Source organism: Thiomicrospira cyclica ALM1, from assembly GCF_000214825.1.
Classification (GTDB): domain Bacteria; phylum Pseudomonadota; class Gammaproteobacteria; order Thiomicrospirales; family Thiomicrospiraceae; genus Thiomicrospira; species Thiomicrospira cyclica.
Map to the genome: position 1 here is coordinate 1,082,019 of NC_015581.1, position 15,398 is coordinate 1,097,416.

A 15,398-nucleotide genomic window follows, 5' to 3' on the forward strand; every position below is an offset into this window, starting at 1 on the left:
CCTCAGCCGGAATGACGGAAACCTCAGCCGGAATGACTGGGTTAGATTCAGGATGACGAGGCGGAAACACCTAAACACGAAAAATATTGGTCTATTTTTGCTGCTAGTGGTTTTTTTGCTGTTACACCGTCCGCCCATAAAGCATGCACGCCCTGAACTCTTACAGGCATTTTCTTGATACCCACTATGCGAGCTATTGCAAAACGATGGAACCCACTCTCGCCCTTCAAAATATCGCCATCAGCATCTATATAAACCTTGGCGACATCCTTACCTTTTGAGAGATCAAACCCATCGGCAATTAAACTTTCATAGAGCGCAATAACATAGCCGTTAAAAAAGGCGTGAACCTCATCCAAATTAGTCATCGATAACTTTTTGTGCCTCGCCTCACCTTTTTGATGAAGATCTGTAACCAGTTTTTTAAACCAGATGCTCTGTTCATAATTGTCTATATTTTGAATAAAGTCGCTGATAATTTGATAACGAACAACACTCTCAACAGGTTGCCTGATATCTGAAAAAGCTTGTTCTGAAATAATAAAAGGTAAAGGCTGATCAAAAAACTTGCTTACAAGGCTAAACCTTGTTTTATTAACGCGCCTTTTAACAACATAAGGAAAGCTACTTTTTGGCACATAAAAACTAATGCGTGCAGGGTTTATCCAATAAACATTATTTCTTAACGTATCCAAATTATTAAAAGGATTGTTAAACATGATTAACACCTTGTTAACGGATCGGTTGCGTCAAAGTAAGCGTCAAATACCTTCAGAGCAAGTGTTCTGGATATATTTCCGGCGGCAACATAAGGCCAGCTATCAACATCGGTGTCCGCAACAACTCGCGTCATATTATCTCTAAAAGTAACCGGAATATGACTCCAGCCTAAAGCTGTTAGAGCTGCGGCACGATGCTTCGCACCATTTACATAAAAACGATATTCGTTACCACGCTTGAGAAAAAACCCATCTACATGACCAAATTTATGCGGTAAATAACCCTGCTTTTTAATACTGTTATAAGTATTGATCACACGCTGGTATTCTAACGATAACTTAGCCTCACTAACCGGACCGTAAAAAGATGCGCCATGTTCTGCTGACAACCCATTTTCACCCGTTGGTATCTTAGACTCTCTTAAAAACCAGGGTTCATCGTAGGGTTTTAAATGATATCCTTGCTCACTTGGATTAATCCTAACACCACACATTTCAGCAAGGGTTTGGGGGACAAACTGCTGATAGAAATTGGCAAATTTTTCTTTTGAATCATTTCTAATCAGTTCAACAAATGGATGATACCCAGAATCATAGTGATGCGCACCGGGCATAACCAGCATTTTGTCGGGATATGCATAATTGGCAGGCGCCCAACTCAATATTGAAGCAAATCAACCTGTTGTTCGGCATGAAGTATTTCAACCAATTGTGACTTGTTTTTACGCTGATTAACGGCAGTTAAAATACACGTTTTGCTGGCATCAATCTGCAGAGAGGGCTTTTTGTGGTGCCTGGCTATTTTTTTAAACAGATTATGAGAAAACATACTATTGGACCTTTCCCTCACGGTTACGAGACATGACAATTAAAAATGTCATCAAAAATATAAAATGGGCTATGCCCGCACTCAAATTGAGGATCGCTTCTGGTTGCATTGCCAAGAAATAGGCGATAGTGACTAATAAACCCATAACAGGCCATGGAGAAAGCTGCGTTATATCGGTTTGTGCCCGCTTTTTATTTTGTCTTATCTGCACGATAAAATACCAAAAAAGGTAACCCATCGTTGCCAGTAAACCTAAAAACGCAAAGATACCTCGTGTATAAGCTTCTTCAATAAACTGGTTATGGCGGTGACCAAAATCCAGTGCCCTATTTTCATTAAATCGTTCTTGCATAATCTGTCTTGATGTTTTTGTAACAAAATCTCTTGCGTTTTCAATGCCAATACCGCGCCAAGGTTCTTGCTTAAAGCCAAGCCATGCGGCCTCCCACATAACAAAGCGTTGCCCAATGCTACCCGCACGCGTACCGTTAAAGTAATTTTCCACATCAACCTTTCCTTGCATAACCCGTTGCTCAATAGTGCTGTAGTTAAATACAACAGCTGAGCCCAATAAAACCGTGGCTGTAACAATACCCAGCAAAATTTGCTTTAATGACAGTTTATTATTTCGCTTTAGGTAATAAAGGTAAAATAAACTCCAGCCCAACACGGCCTCAGGAAAACCTAGCCAGGCCGAACGTGTTTGCGACATGACCGCACCTGAAAGTGCAACAAATAACGCGAGGGTTAAAAAGATTACCGCCCATAACCCGGTTTTAAATGCCCAAATATAACCACCCATTAATACAACAGCCATTAAAATACTGTAAATACCAAAGCGCAATGGATTAGTGAAGGTAGTGCCAAATCGTGTTTTAGCGATCTCACTTAGGTTATCTAAGTGCCAGATTTCATAACCTAAATAGAAGGCAATTGCACCCGTACCAATAATAAGTGATACCCATATTTGGTGTTCATTAAAGCGTAACTGCCAAAATAAAATAAATACATAAACTATCACCAGAATCGTGGCTAGCCTGCGCTGAATGACCATCCAACTTTTATCGCCCATGGGTTGATGAAATGGTATCGGCAAAATGGTTAAGGCAACAAAAAAAACTATTGCTACCAAAAACCACTGCCAAGGCAGTTTTTTTAAGTCTTTAAGCGGTTGTCGATAAATGGCAATTGCCAATATGCCAAGCGCGAGAAATAAACTTTCAAATGAAAGCGGGCCTGGTAACAAAATAATCCAAAAAGAAAAACTGAGAAAAAAAACTTTCAGTAAATTGGATTGTTGTAATTGCGCTAACCCCAGCATTTTTTGATCCATGGTGACTTTTTCCACTGTTTATAGGAGGTCTCCGCCACGTCCTCAGGATTCGGCAAACCATGAAAAATAACTACAGCTGCGCCTTTTGGAACTACCGATTCCCCTTTTGGTTTTATCAACCCCTTTTTCATTAGCTTTTCACCAATACCTAGCCAAGACTGGCCTTGTGCCATGCAATTTTTTTTGAATGAAACGATAAGGTGATCTGGAAAAGTTGTTGCACCTGGAACAATCATACCCAACCAATCTTGATCACCGTCAAGGTTGTTTAATATCCATTGCTGATTGAAGACAAAGGCTTCCCAGATAAAAGGAACACTTCCAGCCTCAAATCGGATGACGGAACTATTAAAACGGGCGTTTAACCGCTTACCGCGAGATTTTATAGTGCAAAAGCTACCTGACGAAAAGCTTATTACTGGGTCCAAAGAATCAGTAATTACGACATCTAAATCCAGATAAAGCACTGTGCCTTTTAGTCCATAGCAATCAGAGTGAAACAATGAAAGCTTATGCCACCACCCTTCTAGCTCAGGATTTTTAAGTTCCAAAACGCTAATTTCTGGGTATAAGCCTGCTGACTGTTCAGTAATGCAATGAAAAGAAAAGGGAACGGTTATATTTTTTTTTACCATTCGATAAAGACGGTTCACATATTCCGTGGAATATTTTGTACCCCATTTTAAACATACAATGTTAATCATAATTAAACCTTAGTTTTAAGTTTTCAAACATTCGCCAAATATCATCAACCTTCATTCTACTAAAACACACCTGCCCTGCTGCTAGCGGACAGCGCGTTTGCATACAGGGTGAGCAGGCTAGGTCTAACCAGTAGGTGGTTGCTTGCCGCCCTTTTGCACCCGTCAATAGCGGATTGGTTGGTCCAAACAATGCTAGGGTTGGGCGCTCTAGTGCCGCGGCAAGGTGGGTTAAACCGGTATCGACACCAATAACTCCTTGCGCACCGGCGATGAGTTTTGCCCATTGGTCAAGGGGTTGTGGGGGTAGCATTTCGCCCCACTCGGCTAAGCGAATCATATCGGCTACTTGGTTTTGTTCCTTTTCGCCAACCCAGGGCAGTAATACCTTTAAACCGGCCTGTTTCGCTTTGATCAGAAGCGGCACCCACATGTCGGTTGGTAAATGTTTCGTTGGCCAAGTGGTTGCTTGGCAAAACACCAAGTAATCACCGGCGGCGGCCTGCCAGTTTGCTAGGTGTTCTGTTAAGGCAATCCCACTTAGGTCTAGGCCATAATCAAGGGAGCTATTTTCTACGGCAGGCTCATAGTCATAACCCAGACTTAATGCCATGAGTTTTCGGCTGCGATCCACGGCGTGCAGAGCACGGGACACATAGTGGGTATGGTCAAATAGTTTCGCGATGCCGGGGTCGTGTGCGGTATCTGCCGTTAAGCCGTGTTTTGGGCCGCGCGCCAGTTTGGCAACCTTCGCCCCTTTATTAACATATTGGTTTTCGATAATCGCATCATAATCCGTCGCTTGTATTTGGCGCTTAAAATTTTGGTAAAGTTTTAACGCTTGAAACGATAGGCGATTTTTATTGATGGCTAAACGCGGGTTAACAATCACTTGCTTAACAGCTGGATGGAGTTTGGGCAGGTCTTTAAAGGGTGCTTCGACCACCCAGTCAAATTGAATACCGGGAATGGCTTTTTGCGCATCAGTTAGTGCTGGATAACTGTGCACCAAATCGCCTAGCGATGACATTTTAATCAGCAGGACGCGCTTAGTCATGTGTGGTCACCGCTGTAATGCCTAATTTTTGACAAAAGGCTTGCATAGCTTGCGTTTGCGCAGTTTGAACACCCGGTAACCATTGACTTGAAAAACCAAAGTAATGGGCTAAGAAAGTGGTGGTTGATAGGTCGCCGATAAAACGCACGGTCTGATCTTGCCAATGGGCTAGCAAAACCTCAAAACTTAATTGGTCATTAAGACACTGAATCCCAAATTGCGCATTAAGGTTAAGCAAGTCTTTGCCCTGGGCGGCGGGATGGTATTTGACCGCGATCGTCTGCCCTTGCTGTTGGAGGTGTGTTATGAGCTGTGCAAGCCGCACTGGGTAGTCAGGCGTGGCTTTTATCAGGTAATAATTAGGCAAGGCGATTAAGACATCGGGGGCTTTTGTTGTTAGCAGGTCTGGCGCAAGTTGTTTTATTAGCAACTCGGCAATCGGCTGAAAAGCATTTAGGTCATCGCGGTTTAGGTCTAGATCATGACAACTTTTGTTGTTTAGCAACGCATTTGCTTCGGTGGGATACATCAGCCAAACACTATCTATCCATTTGCTGGCACCAATGCTGCTGGGGCTGTCGTACCAGTTGCCGTAGCTGATTTTTTTTAAGGCTTGGTCAATAACCCGCTCGTGCCAGGATTTGGAGGCTTCGCGGCCCAAATAGCTGAATACGCCATCATCGAGGGCAATGTTGTTGCTGGTGTTACTTAATTGCATGACATATTGGCCAAACACGCTGCGATCATTACCAATTAATATTCTTTCGTAATCGGTTTTCTGCCGTGCCTTTTTTGCTTGGTTAAAATCCTGTTTACGCTGGTTGAATTTTTGCCAGCCGCTCAGTTCTCGCCCTGCCCATAGTTGTGTACTTGTAAAGGGTGTTGCAACTTGGTTAAGCAAGGGGGTGAAAGCTAAGGGCTGATTGGTATATTGATCAATTAACCATAAGTGCGCATCGCGTTGTGGTTGATTTTTGGCGGCCAGCAACCACGCCCAAAAAAAATGCAGACTGGACGAAACAAGGTAGAGATCTGTTGGACGGTTAGCGGCTGACATGAATGGGTAGTTTCGTTAAATCTTCTATTATGTGAATACCAAATTGGGCAAAGTATGGCTTAAATTGTTGCGCATAAGCATCGTCGGCATTAAATACACCGGTAACTCCGACATCATCTCGCAGCCACTTTGCCGTCAGCAAAACGGTCGAAATATCGCCAACAACTTGCGTATTGGGCGGTAAATCGGCTAGCAGATATTCGAAGGCCACATCTTTCGGGATGATAGTGACCGCTGGATTTTTAGCCAGCTGGTGTTCATCATCAACCGCCTGCCTGGGGTGGTATTTTACCGCAACCTTGACACCCTGCTCGGTGATTTTATCTAAATAGCGTCTAATCTGTTGCACGTAATCGAGCATTTTGGCTTGATCAGCCGGATGCGGTAGTAACAACAGCAAGCTTATGGCTGACAGTTCCTGCCGGGGTAATTGCTTGGTAATGTGACGACAGAGTGCCCTAATGGCCGGGGTTTGAAACCAGTCTGTTTTTAGGGTGTACAGTCTTTTGTGTTGCAGTAACGGATGGGCCTGCTGAGGCTGAAACAACCAGGCCTGGTTAATCCAGCTGGATGCGCCAATGGTTTTCGGTTCTTGCCACCAAAGGCCGTAAGTGAGTTTTTTTAGCCAGGCGTTAACTTGGTCTTTGCCGGGCTGTACCGGCCAACCGGCATAAGAGTAGAGTCCATCATCTAAGTACCAGCCCTGGGTGGGTTTGCAGTCCGACATATTGATCTGTTTATTGGTCTGTTTCATTAGGTGCATGGCGTATTGAAATTCGATGCGGCGGTCAGAGCCGGTCGCAATAATATCTGGCTGAAATTCGGCAAGATCTTGTTGAATCGCATGAAAGTTCTGTTTGCGCTCGCGGAGTTTTGCACGCCCTTTGGCTTTGCCCGGTAAACAGGTTACTCGTTTAAAGGGTGAATCGGACCATTGCTCTAAGGCATTTAAATAGGGATTGTTGTCGGTATTTTTTTGATCAATTAGCCAGATTTCGGCTTGAAAACTGTCGCCATGTTGTTGGCGTAAATGACATGCCAGCGCGGCTGACACTAGAATATTTAACGGTGTGGAGGGAAAAAATAAGACCTTTGCCATGAATTCGCTATTAACTCAGTAATTGTTGTAATATTTTCATTTGCCGTTAAAATCGCACCATTCTAACAAATATCTCGCTATTAAAAATGTCATTACCCATCTATCCAAGCTTTTTTGAAGTGCTCAAAAACCTGCGCCAGTATGAAAATATCGGCAGTTTATATACCCAAAACCTTTTCCGTGATTGGCGGTTGCGTCAAAACCGGTTAACCTGGCCTACAGCTAGTTTGTTTCATCCGGTTTTTATCAACCCGTTTGCTGTGCAAGGACTTATATCAAGCCGGACGCTCTCAAAGCGTGGTAATTTTTTAATGCATAGATTGGGTACTTTTCAAACAGGTGACTGGGACCAAAACCTTAGACCACTGAATGAGCATAATCTTTTTCACCGTTTTAAACAACGTTTTGAAGAGCAATGTCCATGGCATGAGCTGGATGATTTTAAAAAATTGACCACAAAAGAACAGCAACAAGCTTTTTTGCGTCGCGGTCAGGAAGTAGATGAGTTATTTGAGTCTCTTAAAAGCAAAGGTTGTCAATGGTCACCGGACATTCTGCGCATCAATATTGGACGAGATGGACAAATTATTCGTAACTCTCGTGGCCTACACCGTTCGATTTTGCTGCAAATTCTAGGACAAACACGTATGCCTGCTTACATTCATGTGATTCACAAGGACTTTGATTTAATCAAAATCAATGACGTTTTACTTCAACAAAATCAGTAATAGCGCAGATGACATCTTCCACACCTAACCCCTCTAATGAGGCTTGCTCTTGACCAGGCTGAAACTTTTTAATGTAATTGGGTGCTAATGGTGAGCACAGGTGCGTGACCTTTTGCCCCAGTGCACCGACGCGTTTTGGATCCGTAACACGATAGAGCACCACCAGTGGCACATCGAGCGCGGCGGCGACATGTGACAAGCCGGTATCTACCGAAACCACCGCTGTGGCGTGTTTTAGTAACCGCGCCATGTCATTGAGTTTTAGCGGTTCGGTTGGGCACCAGGCCTGCTGTTCCGTTAAACCGGCGGCGAGTCGTTGAGAACGCGCCTGTTCTTCGGCATTGCCCCAGGGCAGAATCACTTGATAGCCTTGTTGATTGAGTTTGCTGATAAGCGCTTGCCAATAGTCTTCGGGCCAGTATTTGGTTGCCCAGGTGGTGCCGTGTAAACAAACGATGTAGCGCTGATGGTTCACCTGCGCTAGCGGCAACCAGGCCTGGTGATTTAATCCGTAACAAATCGGCGTGCTGGGCATTGGATAATTGAGGGCTTTGGCGAAGAGTTCGCGTAACCGTGTAATCGCATGTTGGTCTGTTGCGACCGAAATTTTTTGACCATAAAACACGCTGGCGAGTTTTTCGCGTGCCGATGCCCAATCTAGGCCCACTTTCTGGTCTTTGGGCGTGGCGATTTTTTGGGTAACCCAGGCACTTTTTAACAAGCCTTGCGCATCAATCACCAGGTCGTAATCTTGTTGGTTTACCTGTTCAAAGAAGACTTTGGCCGCTTGGCGAGTATGTTTTGCAAACGGCTGTTTGCGCCATTGGCGCAGATTAATCGGCAAGACGCGATCAACCACTGGATGCCAAGCGGGGATTTCCGCAAAGCTCTCTTCCACTATCCAATCCACCACCAGGCCTGGTATCGCCTGCTGGGCATCGGTTAGTGCTGGGAAGGTGTGAAACACATCCCCCATCGACGACATTTTGACAAGTAGTATTCTCAAACTTGAGTACCCTCATCAAAAAAGTCCTGCGCCCAATTTGGCAAAGCAGTCAAATAACGCCGGACTAACTTGCCATCTGCAAACCTAGCAACCAGCATCGGTAACTCGCCATCAACTGTATTGTCATATAAATAAAACCTATCAACAAGATCACGAGCTTGATAAGCGTTTATTATGGACTTTTGATAACGACTAATTATTTTATTAATTGGAACTTCGTGGCCACCTTCCAAAAATCTTTGCGCAATTCTTGAGGCATTGATCACTGGTGAATTTGTGCATATAAAAAATAATCTTATAAAATAACCTGCTTTTTTAGCTTGTTTTATAAAATCGAGCTTTTCTTCAGTCGAAAACACTGTTTCAAAAGCAATACTTTTTTTTTGTGACAGGAGTTCATAGCGCAACGCAGTGGCTTGCTTTGCTGCTTTAAGTACACTTGAGACATCATTCCAGCCATCAAAGTCATTTTGAGCAATAAAGTCAGGGTTAATGTAATGACACCCCTCGAACCACTCGTGCTCTAAACCTTGTTCAGTTATGGTTGTTTTTCCTGAACCATTAGGCCCCGCTACAATAATAAGACTAGGCTTCTTTTGCATGTTTCTTCGTTTGTTTTATTCGAGCGATTTGATTGTGTAAGTCATTCATAAATACTTCTATTGCTTTTTTTTGCTTTTGCCTTACTTTCTTTATCGCCTCACCCATCAAGCTGTTCAGCTCTTCATCAGTCGGCTCACGCTCATCTATAAATTTGTAACTCATATGAACTTACTCCATGTTAAACCTTAACACCTCGTTGATACCAATCTACTTCGCAAAATCCAAAAAGTGTTTGTTTTCGGTTAGCCAACTGAGGTATTTGTGCACGCCTTCGGCGACGGTGTAGAATTTTTCGTTGTAGCCGGCTTGGCGCAAACGGCTGTTGTCCGCCTGGGTAAAACTTTGATACGCGCCTTTTAGATGCTCTGGGAATGGCACATATTCAATCTGCCCTTTACCGTGAAAGTTAATCACCGCTTCGGCAACATTTTTAAACGGCTCCGCCGCCGCCGGGCCAAGGTTAAAAATGCCGGATTTACCTGAGTTGGCCATAAACCATAAATTCACTTTTACCACATCATCGATATACACAAAGTCGCGGGTTTGCATGCCAGGTCCGTAACCGTCGTATTCGCCAAACAACTTCGGATTTTCGCCGCGCAGAATTTGATTATGTAGTTTAAACGCGACACTCGCCATATCGCCCTTGTGCTGTTCGCGCGGTCCATAGACATTAAAGTAGCGGAAACCGACAATTTGGCTTTGAGCCTTCGGCAAAATCTGGCGTACGTATTGGTCGAACTGAAATTTTGAATAACCATAGACATTTAGTGGTTTTTCGTACTGGCGTTCTTCGATAAAGCTCGGGCCATCGCCATAGGTGGCCGCAGAAGAGGCATATAAAAACGGAATCTTGCGGTCTAGGCAATAGTGCAGCAAGTCTTTGGAGTATTGGTAATTGTTGTCCATGACATATTTGCCATCCCATTCCGTAGTCGCCGAGCAAGCGCCTTCATGGAATACGCAGTCGATTTTTGGCAGACCTTCTTCGGCAAAAATACGCGCTTGGAAGTCGTCCTTATCCAAATAATCCGCGATATCACAATCGGCGATGTTGATAAATTTTTTGCCATTTTTGAGATTATCGACCACCAAAATATCGCTGCGCCCCATCGCATTGAGCGCCTTGACGATATTACTACCAATAAACCCTGCCCCACCGGTTACTACAATCATGTTGCGTCCTAAATTAAGTTCTAGTTACTTTTTAATCAATTGTTTTATTTTATCACCTTAGTCACTTTGTCGCGCCAACCATTGCAAAATTGCCGCAAGTGTCGATAGGCTAATGCGCTCGTTAAGTTTTCTGGCATAAAATACCGCCGCAAAGAACATCATGTTGTATTTGATGGTGGTTGATAAAGGGTGTGGATAGGTTGTTGCGTTAACTTGATCAATGATGTGTTCAAGCTGTTCAATGCAATAGATATTTTGGATCTTGGATAGTAACAACATAATGTCATAACCGACTGGCAAATAACTGAAATTATCCCAGTCGATTAGCCAGCCTGATGCGGATAGGTTTTTACCATGAATATCGCCATGACAAAATTGTTTCGGGTGTTGTTCTATACGCTCTAATTGATGTTTTAACCAATACCCATCCAATTCAAGACCAAACTGCTTCGCTAATTGCGCCTGCAATGTGTCTAACCGGTTCATACACCCTGCAAATAGCGGTATGTTATTTAGTTGCTGATGAGCGATAGGAAATTCAGTTACTAACTGGGGATGGGACTGTGTTAATTGCCACAAGATTTGTTGGATAGCCATACCGCGCTGGATTAGGTCATTTTTTGACTGTAAATCATCGAGCGGGTCGGTAATAAATTCAAAATAAGCGGCAACGAGTTGCTGACCCTCACGGATATCTATGAGCATCGGGACACGCGTGACTGCCGATGGTAATTTTGGCGCAACTTGGGTATAGAACCAGTTAATTAGTAACCAATCTCGTCCTGTTTTAAGATAGATTTTTTCAAATAATAGGGTTTCGTTGCCAGCCTCTAGTTTCCGATAAACATTCAGGCTATCCAAGCCATGCCCTCGCCCATAAAAGGTTGCTTTTGTGTTCGGTAGTTTCAAATCTTTGTCAAAGTCGTGAATTAGTTTTTGAAAGTGGGCCATTTGGTTTGTGAGCTGTGCTACATCAGTAGCATCTTTTAACTCTAACCAAGTTGCTGGTTGTTTCGAAAAAGCCGCCACTAATCTGGGGCTGGCTGATTGGCTTAACCAAGTTTGTAACGTCGCTTCATCTAGGGTTTGAAGAGGTAAATCTATAAACTGCTGATAGCTGGGGTCATCCACTAGGGCAGCCGTTGTTGCACTAGACCTTGGCAGCGACAAGGGAAGCGGCTTGGCGCCAAACAGCTTGACATAATAAAACTTGCCGACACCTTGCAAACATGACCAGGCATATCGTCTGGCATTTTTGATGAATTCTGCATTAGCCATAATGACTTGCTTACCCTTTTTGGCTTAAAAACGGTAGAATAAGCGAGTTTTTAATTGAATAGAACCCCGTTAATGTCATCTTCTCATCAGCTTTCCGTAAAGCGCCGCATTTTAGCCACCTTACACGCCTGGTTTGTTGACCATGAGCTTATTCGAAAACTCTACCGTAATTTTTATCAGCTTAGCCCTGAGGCGTTTCGGAGTAATCACCCTTCAGCCGGTTTTATTCGCAAGCTTAAGGAACTGCATGGTGTAAAAACCATTGTGAGCTTACGTAAGGCCAATCAATCAGGCGCGCATTTGTTAGAAGCGGAGGCCTGCGAGAAGTACCAGGTCAGTTTAATTAATATTAAGCTGTCATCAAGACGCTTGCCCAAAATAAGTGAATTACAAGCACTTAAAGTCATGTTTGATTCGGTGGAATACCCCATTTTGATGCATTGTAAATCGGGAGCCGACCGTGCGGGTTTAGCCAGCGTGCTGTATCGCATTACCCGTTTAGATGAGCCTGTCGCAACAGCGCGTGAAGAATTGGCCATTAAGTATGGTCATTTTCGTTGGGCTGATACCGGTCGTTTGGACTATTTTTTTGACTGCTATGAAAACTTTGCCAGCGAAAATCCGACGGTGTCATTTTGGGAGTGGGTGGATCATTATTACAATCCCGATGAACTTGCTAAGAATTTTAAAAGCCAAGGTTGGGCCAACCTAATCGTCAACGGTCTGCTACGTCGGGAATAGGGCTATAAACTATGTACGATAGACAATCATTAAAACTCTATGGCCAATTACTCCGCTACATCTTGCCTTACAAGAGCGCCATTGCCTTAACCCTGTTTAGCTTGGTATTGATTGCGCTTTTGGAACCAGCCACAGCCTATGTGCTCAAAGATCTGGTCGATGTCGGCTTAATTGAGCAAGACCCAAATAGTTTTGTGATTTTGCCCTTTCTGTTAGCCTTAGTGTTTATTTTTAAGGGTGTGTTTGAATACATCAGCAAGGTAGTGAGCCAATGGATTAGTGAACGCGCCACCTTGCAAATTCGTTTAGAAATGTTTGAAAAACTGCAGTTTATGACCTTAAAGAGTTTTCAGGACACAACCTCTGGTCACCTTATGTCAAAAATCACCCACAATGTATCGCAAACCAGTCAAGCACTGGTAAATGCTTGGGTGGTTTTAATTCGCGATACGCTGATGATTATCGCCCTACTCGCCTATATGCTTTATGTGTCCTGGGAGCTAACCCTATTAATGCTGGTTATTGCGCCGGTGGTGGCTTTTTTGATTAATAAAGCCAGTCAATTGATGCGTAAATACAGTCGAAAATCGCAAGAAAATATGGGTGCGGTGACACAACAACTGGAAGAGAGCATTCATGCCCATAAAGATATTAAAGTTTATGGCGCTGAACAGTATGAGATTGAGCGTTTTAATCAAGTGCTGGCGAAACAAATGCAATACAACGTAAAACAGGTTCGAGTTGCAGCACTCAATGTACCCCTAGTGCAAGTTATTGCGGCCATCGCCCTGTCTTTTGTAGTGTACTTTGCCATGAAGCTGGCCGCAGATGGGGCCTTTACCCCGGGCGAGTTAGTATCTTTTATTTTGGCAATGGCGTTAACCTTTGACCCCATTCGTCGCCTAACTAGTGTCAATATCACCTTGCAGAAAGGTTTGGCGGCCGCAGAAAGTATTTTTGAATTTTTAGCGATTACGAATGAAACCAACACCGGCACCCAGCAACCACCTATTAAAGGTGAACTACAGCTTAACAATTTGGTTTTTCAGTATGATCGCGCTGAGCAACCGACCCTTAAAGGGATTCAATTAACCATCCCGGCTAACCAAACCACCGCCTTGGTGGGGGCTTCGGGCAGTGGAAAAAGTACCCTAGTCAATCTGATTGCCCGCTTTTATGCACCGACCAGCGGTGACATTTTATTAGATAACACCCCCTTGGCTGATATTGAGCTGGATTATTTGCGCCAGCATATTGCTTTTGTGAGCCAGCATGTGGTGCTGTTTAATGATTCGATTCGGGCTAACATTGCCTACGGCCATGATGAGTTTGATGAAGCGGCGATTATCCAAGCCGCTAAGGATGCCCATGCCTGGGAGTTTATTGAAAAACTGCCGGATGGTTTGGATACGATGATTGGTGATAATGGCGCCCTGCTGTCGGGCGGTCAACGGCAACGCTTGGCGATTGCGCGAGCCTTTTTGAAAAATGCGCCGATTTTGATTTTGGATGAAGCGACATCCGCATTGGATAATCAAAGCGAGGCGATGATTCAACAGGCGATGGCCAAATTACGCCAGAACCGTACGGTGATTATTATCGCGCATCGCTTAAGCACCATTGAACAGGCGGATCAAATTGCGGTGTTGGATCAAGGTGAACTGGTTGAATTAGGCACGCATCGTGACTTACTGGCACAACAAGGTGCTTACGCCAGGTTACAGCAACAGGGTGAACTTGGCAGTGGGTGATTTGCTTAAAACCTATTGGCAACCGCGTTATTGGGGCATTTGGCTGGGGGTTGGTTTGTTTTATTTGCTGAGCCTGTTGCCGCTAAAACTGCGGTATCGGTTAAGCGAGCCTTTGGGCACCCTGCTCTATCATTTGGCGCGTTCACGGCGACGCTTGGTACTTGCCAATTTGACCATCGCCTTACCCGATCACCCGAAAGCACAACGTGAGGCCATTGCCAAACAGCATTTTCAATCCTTAGGCGTGCAGTTATTTGCTGAGATGACCGAATGTTGGTTTGGTCCATATCGCGGTGGGCATGTTTTTGGTAATAGCAACGATCGCTTGGCGGTGGAATTTGAGGGCATGGCTAATTTTGAGGCGGCGCTTGCACAAGGACGTGGTTTAATTATACTGACACCGCACTTTACCCATTTAGAAATGACCGGTCTACTACTCAGTCGATTGATGGCACTGAATCCGGTGTATCGGCCGCATGATAACCCGCTGGTGGATGCGCTCATTTTGCGGGGACGCACCTTTGCTATAGGCGAACACCAGACCCGCCCGGTGCCTGCGCAAGCAACCCGCAAGATGATCACCCTTCTGCGCAATCAACAGACCTTAGGTTATTTACCGGATCAACGCTATCGGGGTAAGGGTCATGTGACGGTTCCGTTTTTTGACCAACCGGCGAAAAGCCATACCGCGACCTCGAAACTTGCGGCCTTAACCCATGCTCTGGTGGTGCCGACTTTTACCGAACGCCGTTATGACCCCATTCGCTACCCCAAGCAGGGCTGGTATTATGTGGTGCGGTTTTATCCGGCTTTAGATGACTTTCCGAGTGGCGATGATGCCGAGGATACGCAACGCTTGCACGCGCTGTATGAAATTGAAATCAAAAAAAATCCCAGCCAGTACTTGTGGGTACATAATCGCTGGGATTTATCAAAACAGGCTATTGCCGAATTAATCGACCACGATTAGGGTTGCGCGAGATTAAGGTTGCGCGACCATGTCGGGGGCATTGTCGATACGTAGCAACGATTCGTTTCGCTCGTAAATACTTAAGCCGATACCGGTAACTTTTACCAAATCTTGCACCGATTGAAACGGGCCGTGCATTTCTCGGTATTCGACAATGGCTTGCGCTTTTGCCATACCTACACCATTTAAAGTCTGTGCAAGCTCTTGCGCACTGGCGGTGTTGATATTGACACTGCCCATAGCCAGCGCAAGACCGGAACCGGCCATGCTTAAACTTAATACCAGGCCTGCTAATAACTTTTTCATACGCTATCTCCTACTTAATTAATAAATGCTAGGTTTCACAAAGA

18 protein-coding genes are annotated in these 15,398 nt (G+C 44.4%); 4 read left to right on the plus strand and 14 right to left on the minus strand.

Annotated features, from left to right (window positions below; all coding sequences use genetic code 11):
- Positions 1–47 precede the first annotated feature (47 nt).
- The 8 genes from THICY_RS04780 to THICY_RS04810 are packed head-to-tail and all read right to left on the minus strand — an operon-like array spanning position 48 to position 6,795.
- On the minus strand, positions 48–719 hold the full coding sequence (locus THICY_RS04780) for a hypothetical protein (protein ID WP_013835479.1): 672 nt from the start codon (positions 717–719) through the stop codon (positions 48–50).
- A 2-nt stretch (positions 720–721) separates the two neighbouring features.
- On the minus strand, positions 722–1,333 hold the full coding sequence (locus THICY_RS04785) for a hypothetical protein (protein WP_157862722.1): 612 nt from the start codon (positions 1,331–1,333) through the stop codon (positions 722–724).
- 44 nt (positions 1,334–1,377) lie between these two features.
- On the minus strand, positions 1,378–1,548 hold the full coding sequence (locus THICY_RS08765; protein WP_013835481.1) for a hypothetical protein: 171 nt from the start codon (positions 1,546–1,548) through the stop codon (positions 1,378–1,380).
- Position 1,549: 1 nt separating this feature from the next.
- The gene (locus tag THICY_RS04790) at positions 1,550–2,881 is read right to left on the minus strand and encodes an O-antigen ligase family protein (RefSeq protein ID WP_013835482.1); all 1,332 of its coding nucleotides are present in this window, start codon (positions 2,879–2,881) and stop codon (positions 1,550–1,552) included.
- Positions 2,857–3,585 carry a hypothetical protein gene (locus THICY_RS08610; RefSeq protein WP_013835483.1) on the minus strand — a complete coding sequence of 243 codons (729 nt, stop codon included), beginning with the start codon at positions 3,583–3,585 and terminating at the stop codon, positions 2,857–2,859. The genes THICY_RS04790 and THICY_RS08610 overlap by 25 nt, the downstream gene beginning before the upstream one ends.
- Entirely contained in the window at positions 3,578–4,639 is a 1,062-nt protein-coding gene (waaC, locus tag THICY_RS04800) for a lipopolysaccharide heptosyltransferase I (protein ID WP_013835484.1), read from the minus strand. The genes THICY_RS08610 and waaC (THICY_RS04800) overlap by 8 nt, the downstream gene beginning before the upstream one ends.
- Positions 4,632–5,696, minus strand: a complete 1,065-nt coding sequence (locus tag THICY_RS04805) for a hypothetical protein (RefSeq protein WP_013835485.1) — start codon at positions 5,694–5,696, stop codon at positions 4,632–4,634. The genes waaC (THICY_RS04800) and THICY_RS04805 overlap by 8 nt, the downstream gene beginning before the upstream one ends.
- Positions 5,683–6,795: a polysialyltransferase family glycosyltransferase gene (locus tag THICY_RS04810; protein ID WP_013835486.1), complete on the minus strand. Its 1,113-nt coding sequence runs from the start codon at positions 6,793–6,795 to the stop codon at positions 5,683–5,685. Before THICY_RS04810 ends, THICY_RS04805 begins: the two co-directional genes overlap by 14 nt.
- Positions 6,796–6,881: 86 nt before the next feature.
- On the opposite strand from THICY_RS04810, the gene THICY_RS04815 reads away from it, so the two are divergent.
- Complete coding sequence (locus THICY_RS04815; RefSeq protein WP_013835487.1) at positions 6,882–7,523, plus strand: hypothetical protein; 642 nt, start codon at positions 6,882–6,884, stop codon at positions 7,521–7,523.
- Here the strand turns inward: THICY_RS04815 and waaC (THICY_RS04820) are convergent.
- Genes waaC (THICY_RS04820) through THICY_RS04840 form a run of 5 tightly spaced genes read right to left on the minus strand, consistent with a single transcriptional unit; the run spans position 7,492 to position 11,586 of the window.
- On the minus strand, positions 7,492–8,529 hold the full coding sequence (waaC, locus tag THICY_RS04820; protein ID WP_013835488.1) for a lipopolysaccharide heptosyltransferase I: 1,038 nt from the start codon (positions 8,527–8,529) through the stop codon (positions 7,492–7,494). The two genes, THICY_RS04815 and waaC (THICY_RS04820), sit on opposite strands and share 32 nt — an antisense overlap.
- Positions 8,526–9,131, minus strand: coding sequence for a zeta toxin family protein (locus THICY_RS04825; protein ID WP_013835489.1), 606 nt, complete (start codon positions 9,129–9,131; stop codon positions 8,526–8,528). The genes waaC (THICY_RS04820) and THICY_RS04825 overlap by 4 nt, the downstream gene beginning before the upstream one ends.
- Positions 9,115–9,294 (minus strand): hypothetical protein, encoded by a 180-nt coding sequence (locus THICY_RS04830; protein WP_013835490.1) that lies wholly within the window; start codon positions 9,292–9,294, stop codon positions 9,115–9,117. The genes THICY_RS04825 and THICY_RS04830 overlap by 17 nt, the downstream gene beginning before the upstream one ends.
- A 45-nt stretch (positions 9,295–9,339) precedes the next feature.
- Complete coding sequence (rfaD, locus tag THICY_RS04835; protein ID WP_013835491.1) at positions 9,340–10,308, minus strand: ADP-glyceromanno-heptose 6-epimerase; 969 nt, start codon at positions 10,306–10,308, stop codon at positions 9,340–9,342.
- Between the two features lie 57 nt (positions 10,309–10,365).
- A complete protein-coding gene (locus tag THICY_RS04840; protein WP_013835492.1) occupies positions 10,366–11,586 on the minus strand; it encodes a phosphotransferase in 1,221 nt (406 codons plus the stop codon).
- A 72-nt stretch (positions 11,587–11,658) separates the two neighbouring features.
- On the opposite strand from THICY_RS04840, the gene THICY_RS04845 reads away from it, so the two are divergent.
- Genes THICY_RS04845 through THICY_RS04855 form a run of 3 tightly spaced genes read left to right on the plus strand, consistent with a single transcriptional unit; the run spans position 11,659 to position 15,048 of the window.
- Positions 11,659–12,327 (plus strand): fused DSP-PTPase phosphatase/NAD kinase-like protein, encoded by a 669-nt coding sequence (locus THICY_RS04845; protein WP_013835493.1) that lies wholly within the window; start codon positions 11,659–11,661, stop codon positions 12,325–12,327.
- Between the two features lie 11 nt (positions 12,328–12,338).
- Positions 12,339–14,078, plus strand: coding sequence for a lipid A export permease/ATP-binding protein MsbA (gene msbA / locus THICY_RS04850; protein WP_013835494.1), 1,740 nt, complete (start codon positions 12,339–12,341; stop codon positions 14,076–14,078).
- Positions 14,011–15,048 (plus strand): lysophospholipid acyltransferase family protein, encoded by a 1,038-nt coding sequence (locus THICY_RS04855; RefSeq protein WP_245534937.1) that lies wholly within the window; start codon positions 14,011–14,013, stop codon positions 15,046–15,048. The genes msbA and THICY_RS04855 overlap by 68 nt, the downstream gene beginning before the upstream one ends.
- A 12-nt stretch (positions 15,049–15,060) precedes the next feature.
- Here the strand turns inward: THICY_RS04855 and THICY_RS04860 are convergent, their stop codons facing one another.
- Positions 15,061–15,354: a ComEA family DNA-binding protein gene (locus tag THICY_RS04860; protein ID WP_013835496.1), complete on the minus strand. Its 294-nt coding sequence runs from the start codon at positions 15,352–15,354 to the stop codon at positions 15,061–15,063.
- Between the last annotated feature and the right edge of the window lie 44 nt (positions 15,355–15,398).

Coding starts and splice junctions, on each gene's coding strand:
- THICY_RS04780 (WP_013835479.1), bottom strand. CDS start 719: ATGTTTAACAATCCTTTTAATAATTTGGATACGTTAAGAAATAATGTT.
- THICY_RS04785 (WP_157862722.1), bottom strand. CDS start 1,333: ATGCCCGGTGCGCATCACTATGATTCTGGGTATCATCCATTTGTTGAA.
- THICY_RS08765 (WP_013835481.1), bottom strand. CDS start 1,548: ATGTTTTCTCATAATCTGTTTAAAAAAATAGCCAGGCACCACAAAAAG.
- THICY_RS04790 (WP_013835482.1), bottom strand. CDS start 2,881: ATGGATCAAAAAATGCTGGGGTTAGCGCAATTACAACAATCCAATTTA.
- THICY_RS08610 (WP_013835483.1), bottom strand. CDS start 3,585: ATGATTAACATTGTATGTTTAAAATGGGGTACAAAATATTCCACGGAA.
- waaC (WP_013835484.1), bottom strand. CDS start 4,639: ATGACTAAGCGCGTCCTGCTGATTAAAATGTCATCGCTAGGCGATTTG.
- THICY_RS04805 (WP_013835485.1), bottom strand. CDS start 5,696: ATGTCAGCCGCTAACCGTCCAACAGATCTCTACCTTGTTTCGTCCAGT.
- THICY_RS04810 (WP_013835486.1), bottom strand. CDS start 6,795: ATGGCAAAGGTCTTATTTTTTCCCTCCACACCGTTAAATATTCTAGTG.
- THICY_RS04815 (WP_013835487.1), top strand. CDS start 6,882: ATGTCATTACCCATCTATCCAAGCTTTTTTGAAGTGCTCAAAAACCTG.
- THICY_RS04825 (WP_013835489.1), bottom strand. CDS start 9,131: ATGCAAAAGAAGCCTAGTCTTATTATTGTAGCGGGGCCTAATGGTTCA.
- THICY_RS04830 (WP_013835490.1), bottom strand. CDS start 9,294: ATGAGTTACAAATTTATAGATGAGCGTGAGCCGACTGATGAAGAGCTG.
- rfaD (WP_013835491.1), bottom strand. CDS start 10,308: ATGATTGTAGTAACCGGTGGGGCAGGGTTTATTGGTAGTAATATCGTC.
- THICY_RS04840 (WP_013835492.1), bottom strand. CDS start 11,586: ATGGCTAATGCAGAATTCATCAAAAATGCCAGACGATATGCCTGGTCA.
- THICY_RS04845 (WP_013835493.1), top strand. CDS start 11,659: ATGTCATCTTCTCATCAGCTTTCCGTAAAGCGCCGCATTTTAGCCACC.
- msbA (WP_013835494.1), top strand. CDS start 12,339: ATGTACGATAGACAATCATTAAAACTCTATGGCCAATTACTCCGCTAC.
- THICY_RS04860 (WP_013835496.1), bottom strand. CDS start 15,354: ATGAAAAAGTTATTAGCAGGCCTGGTATTAAGTTTAAGCATGGCCGGT.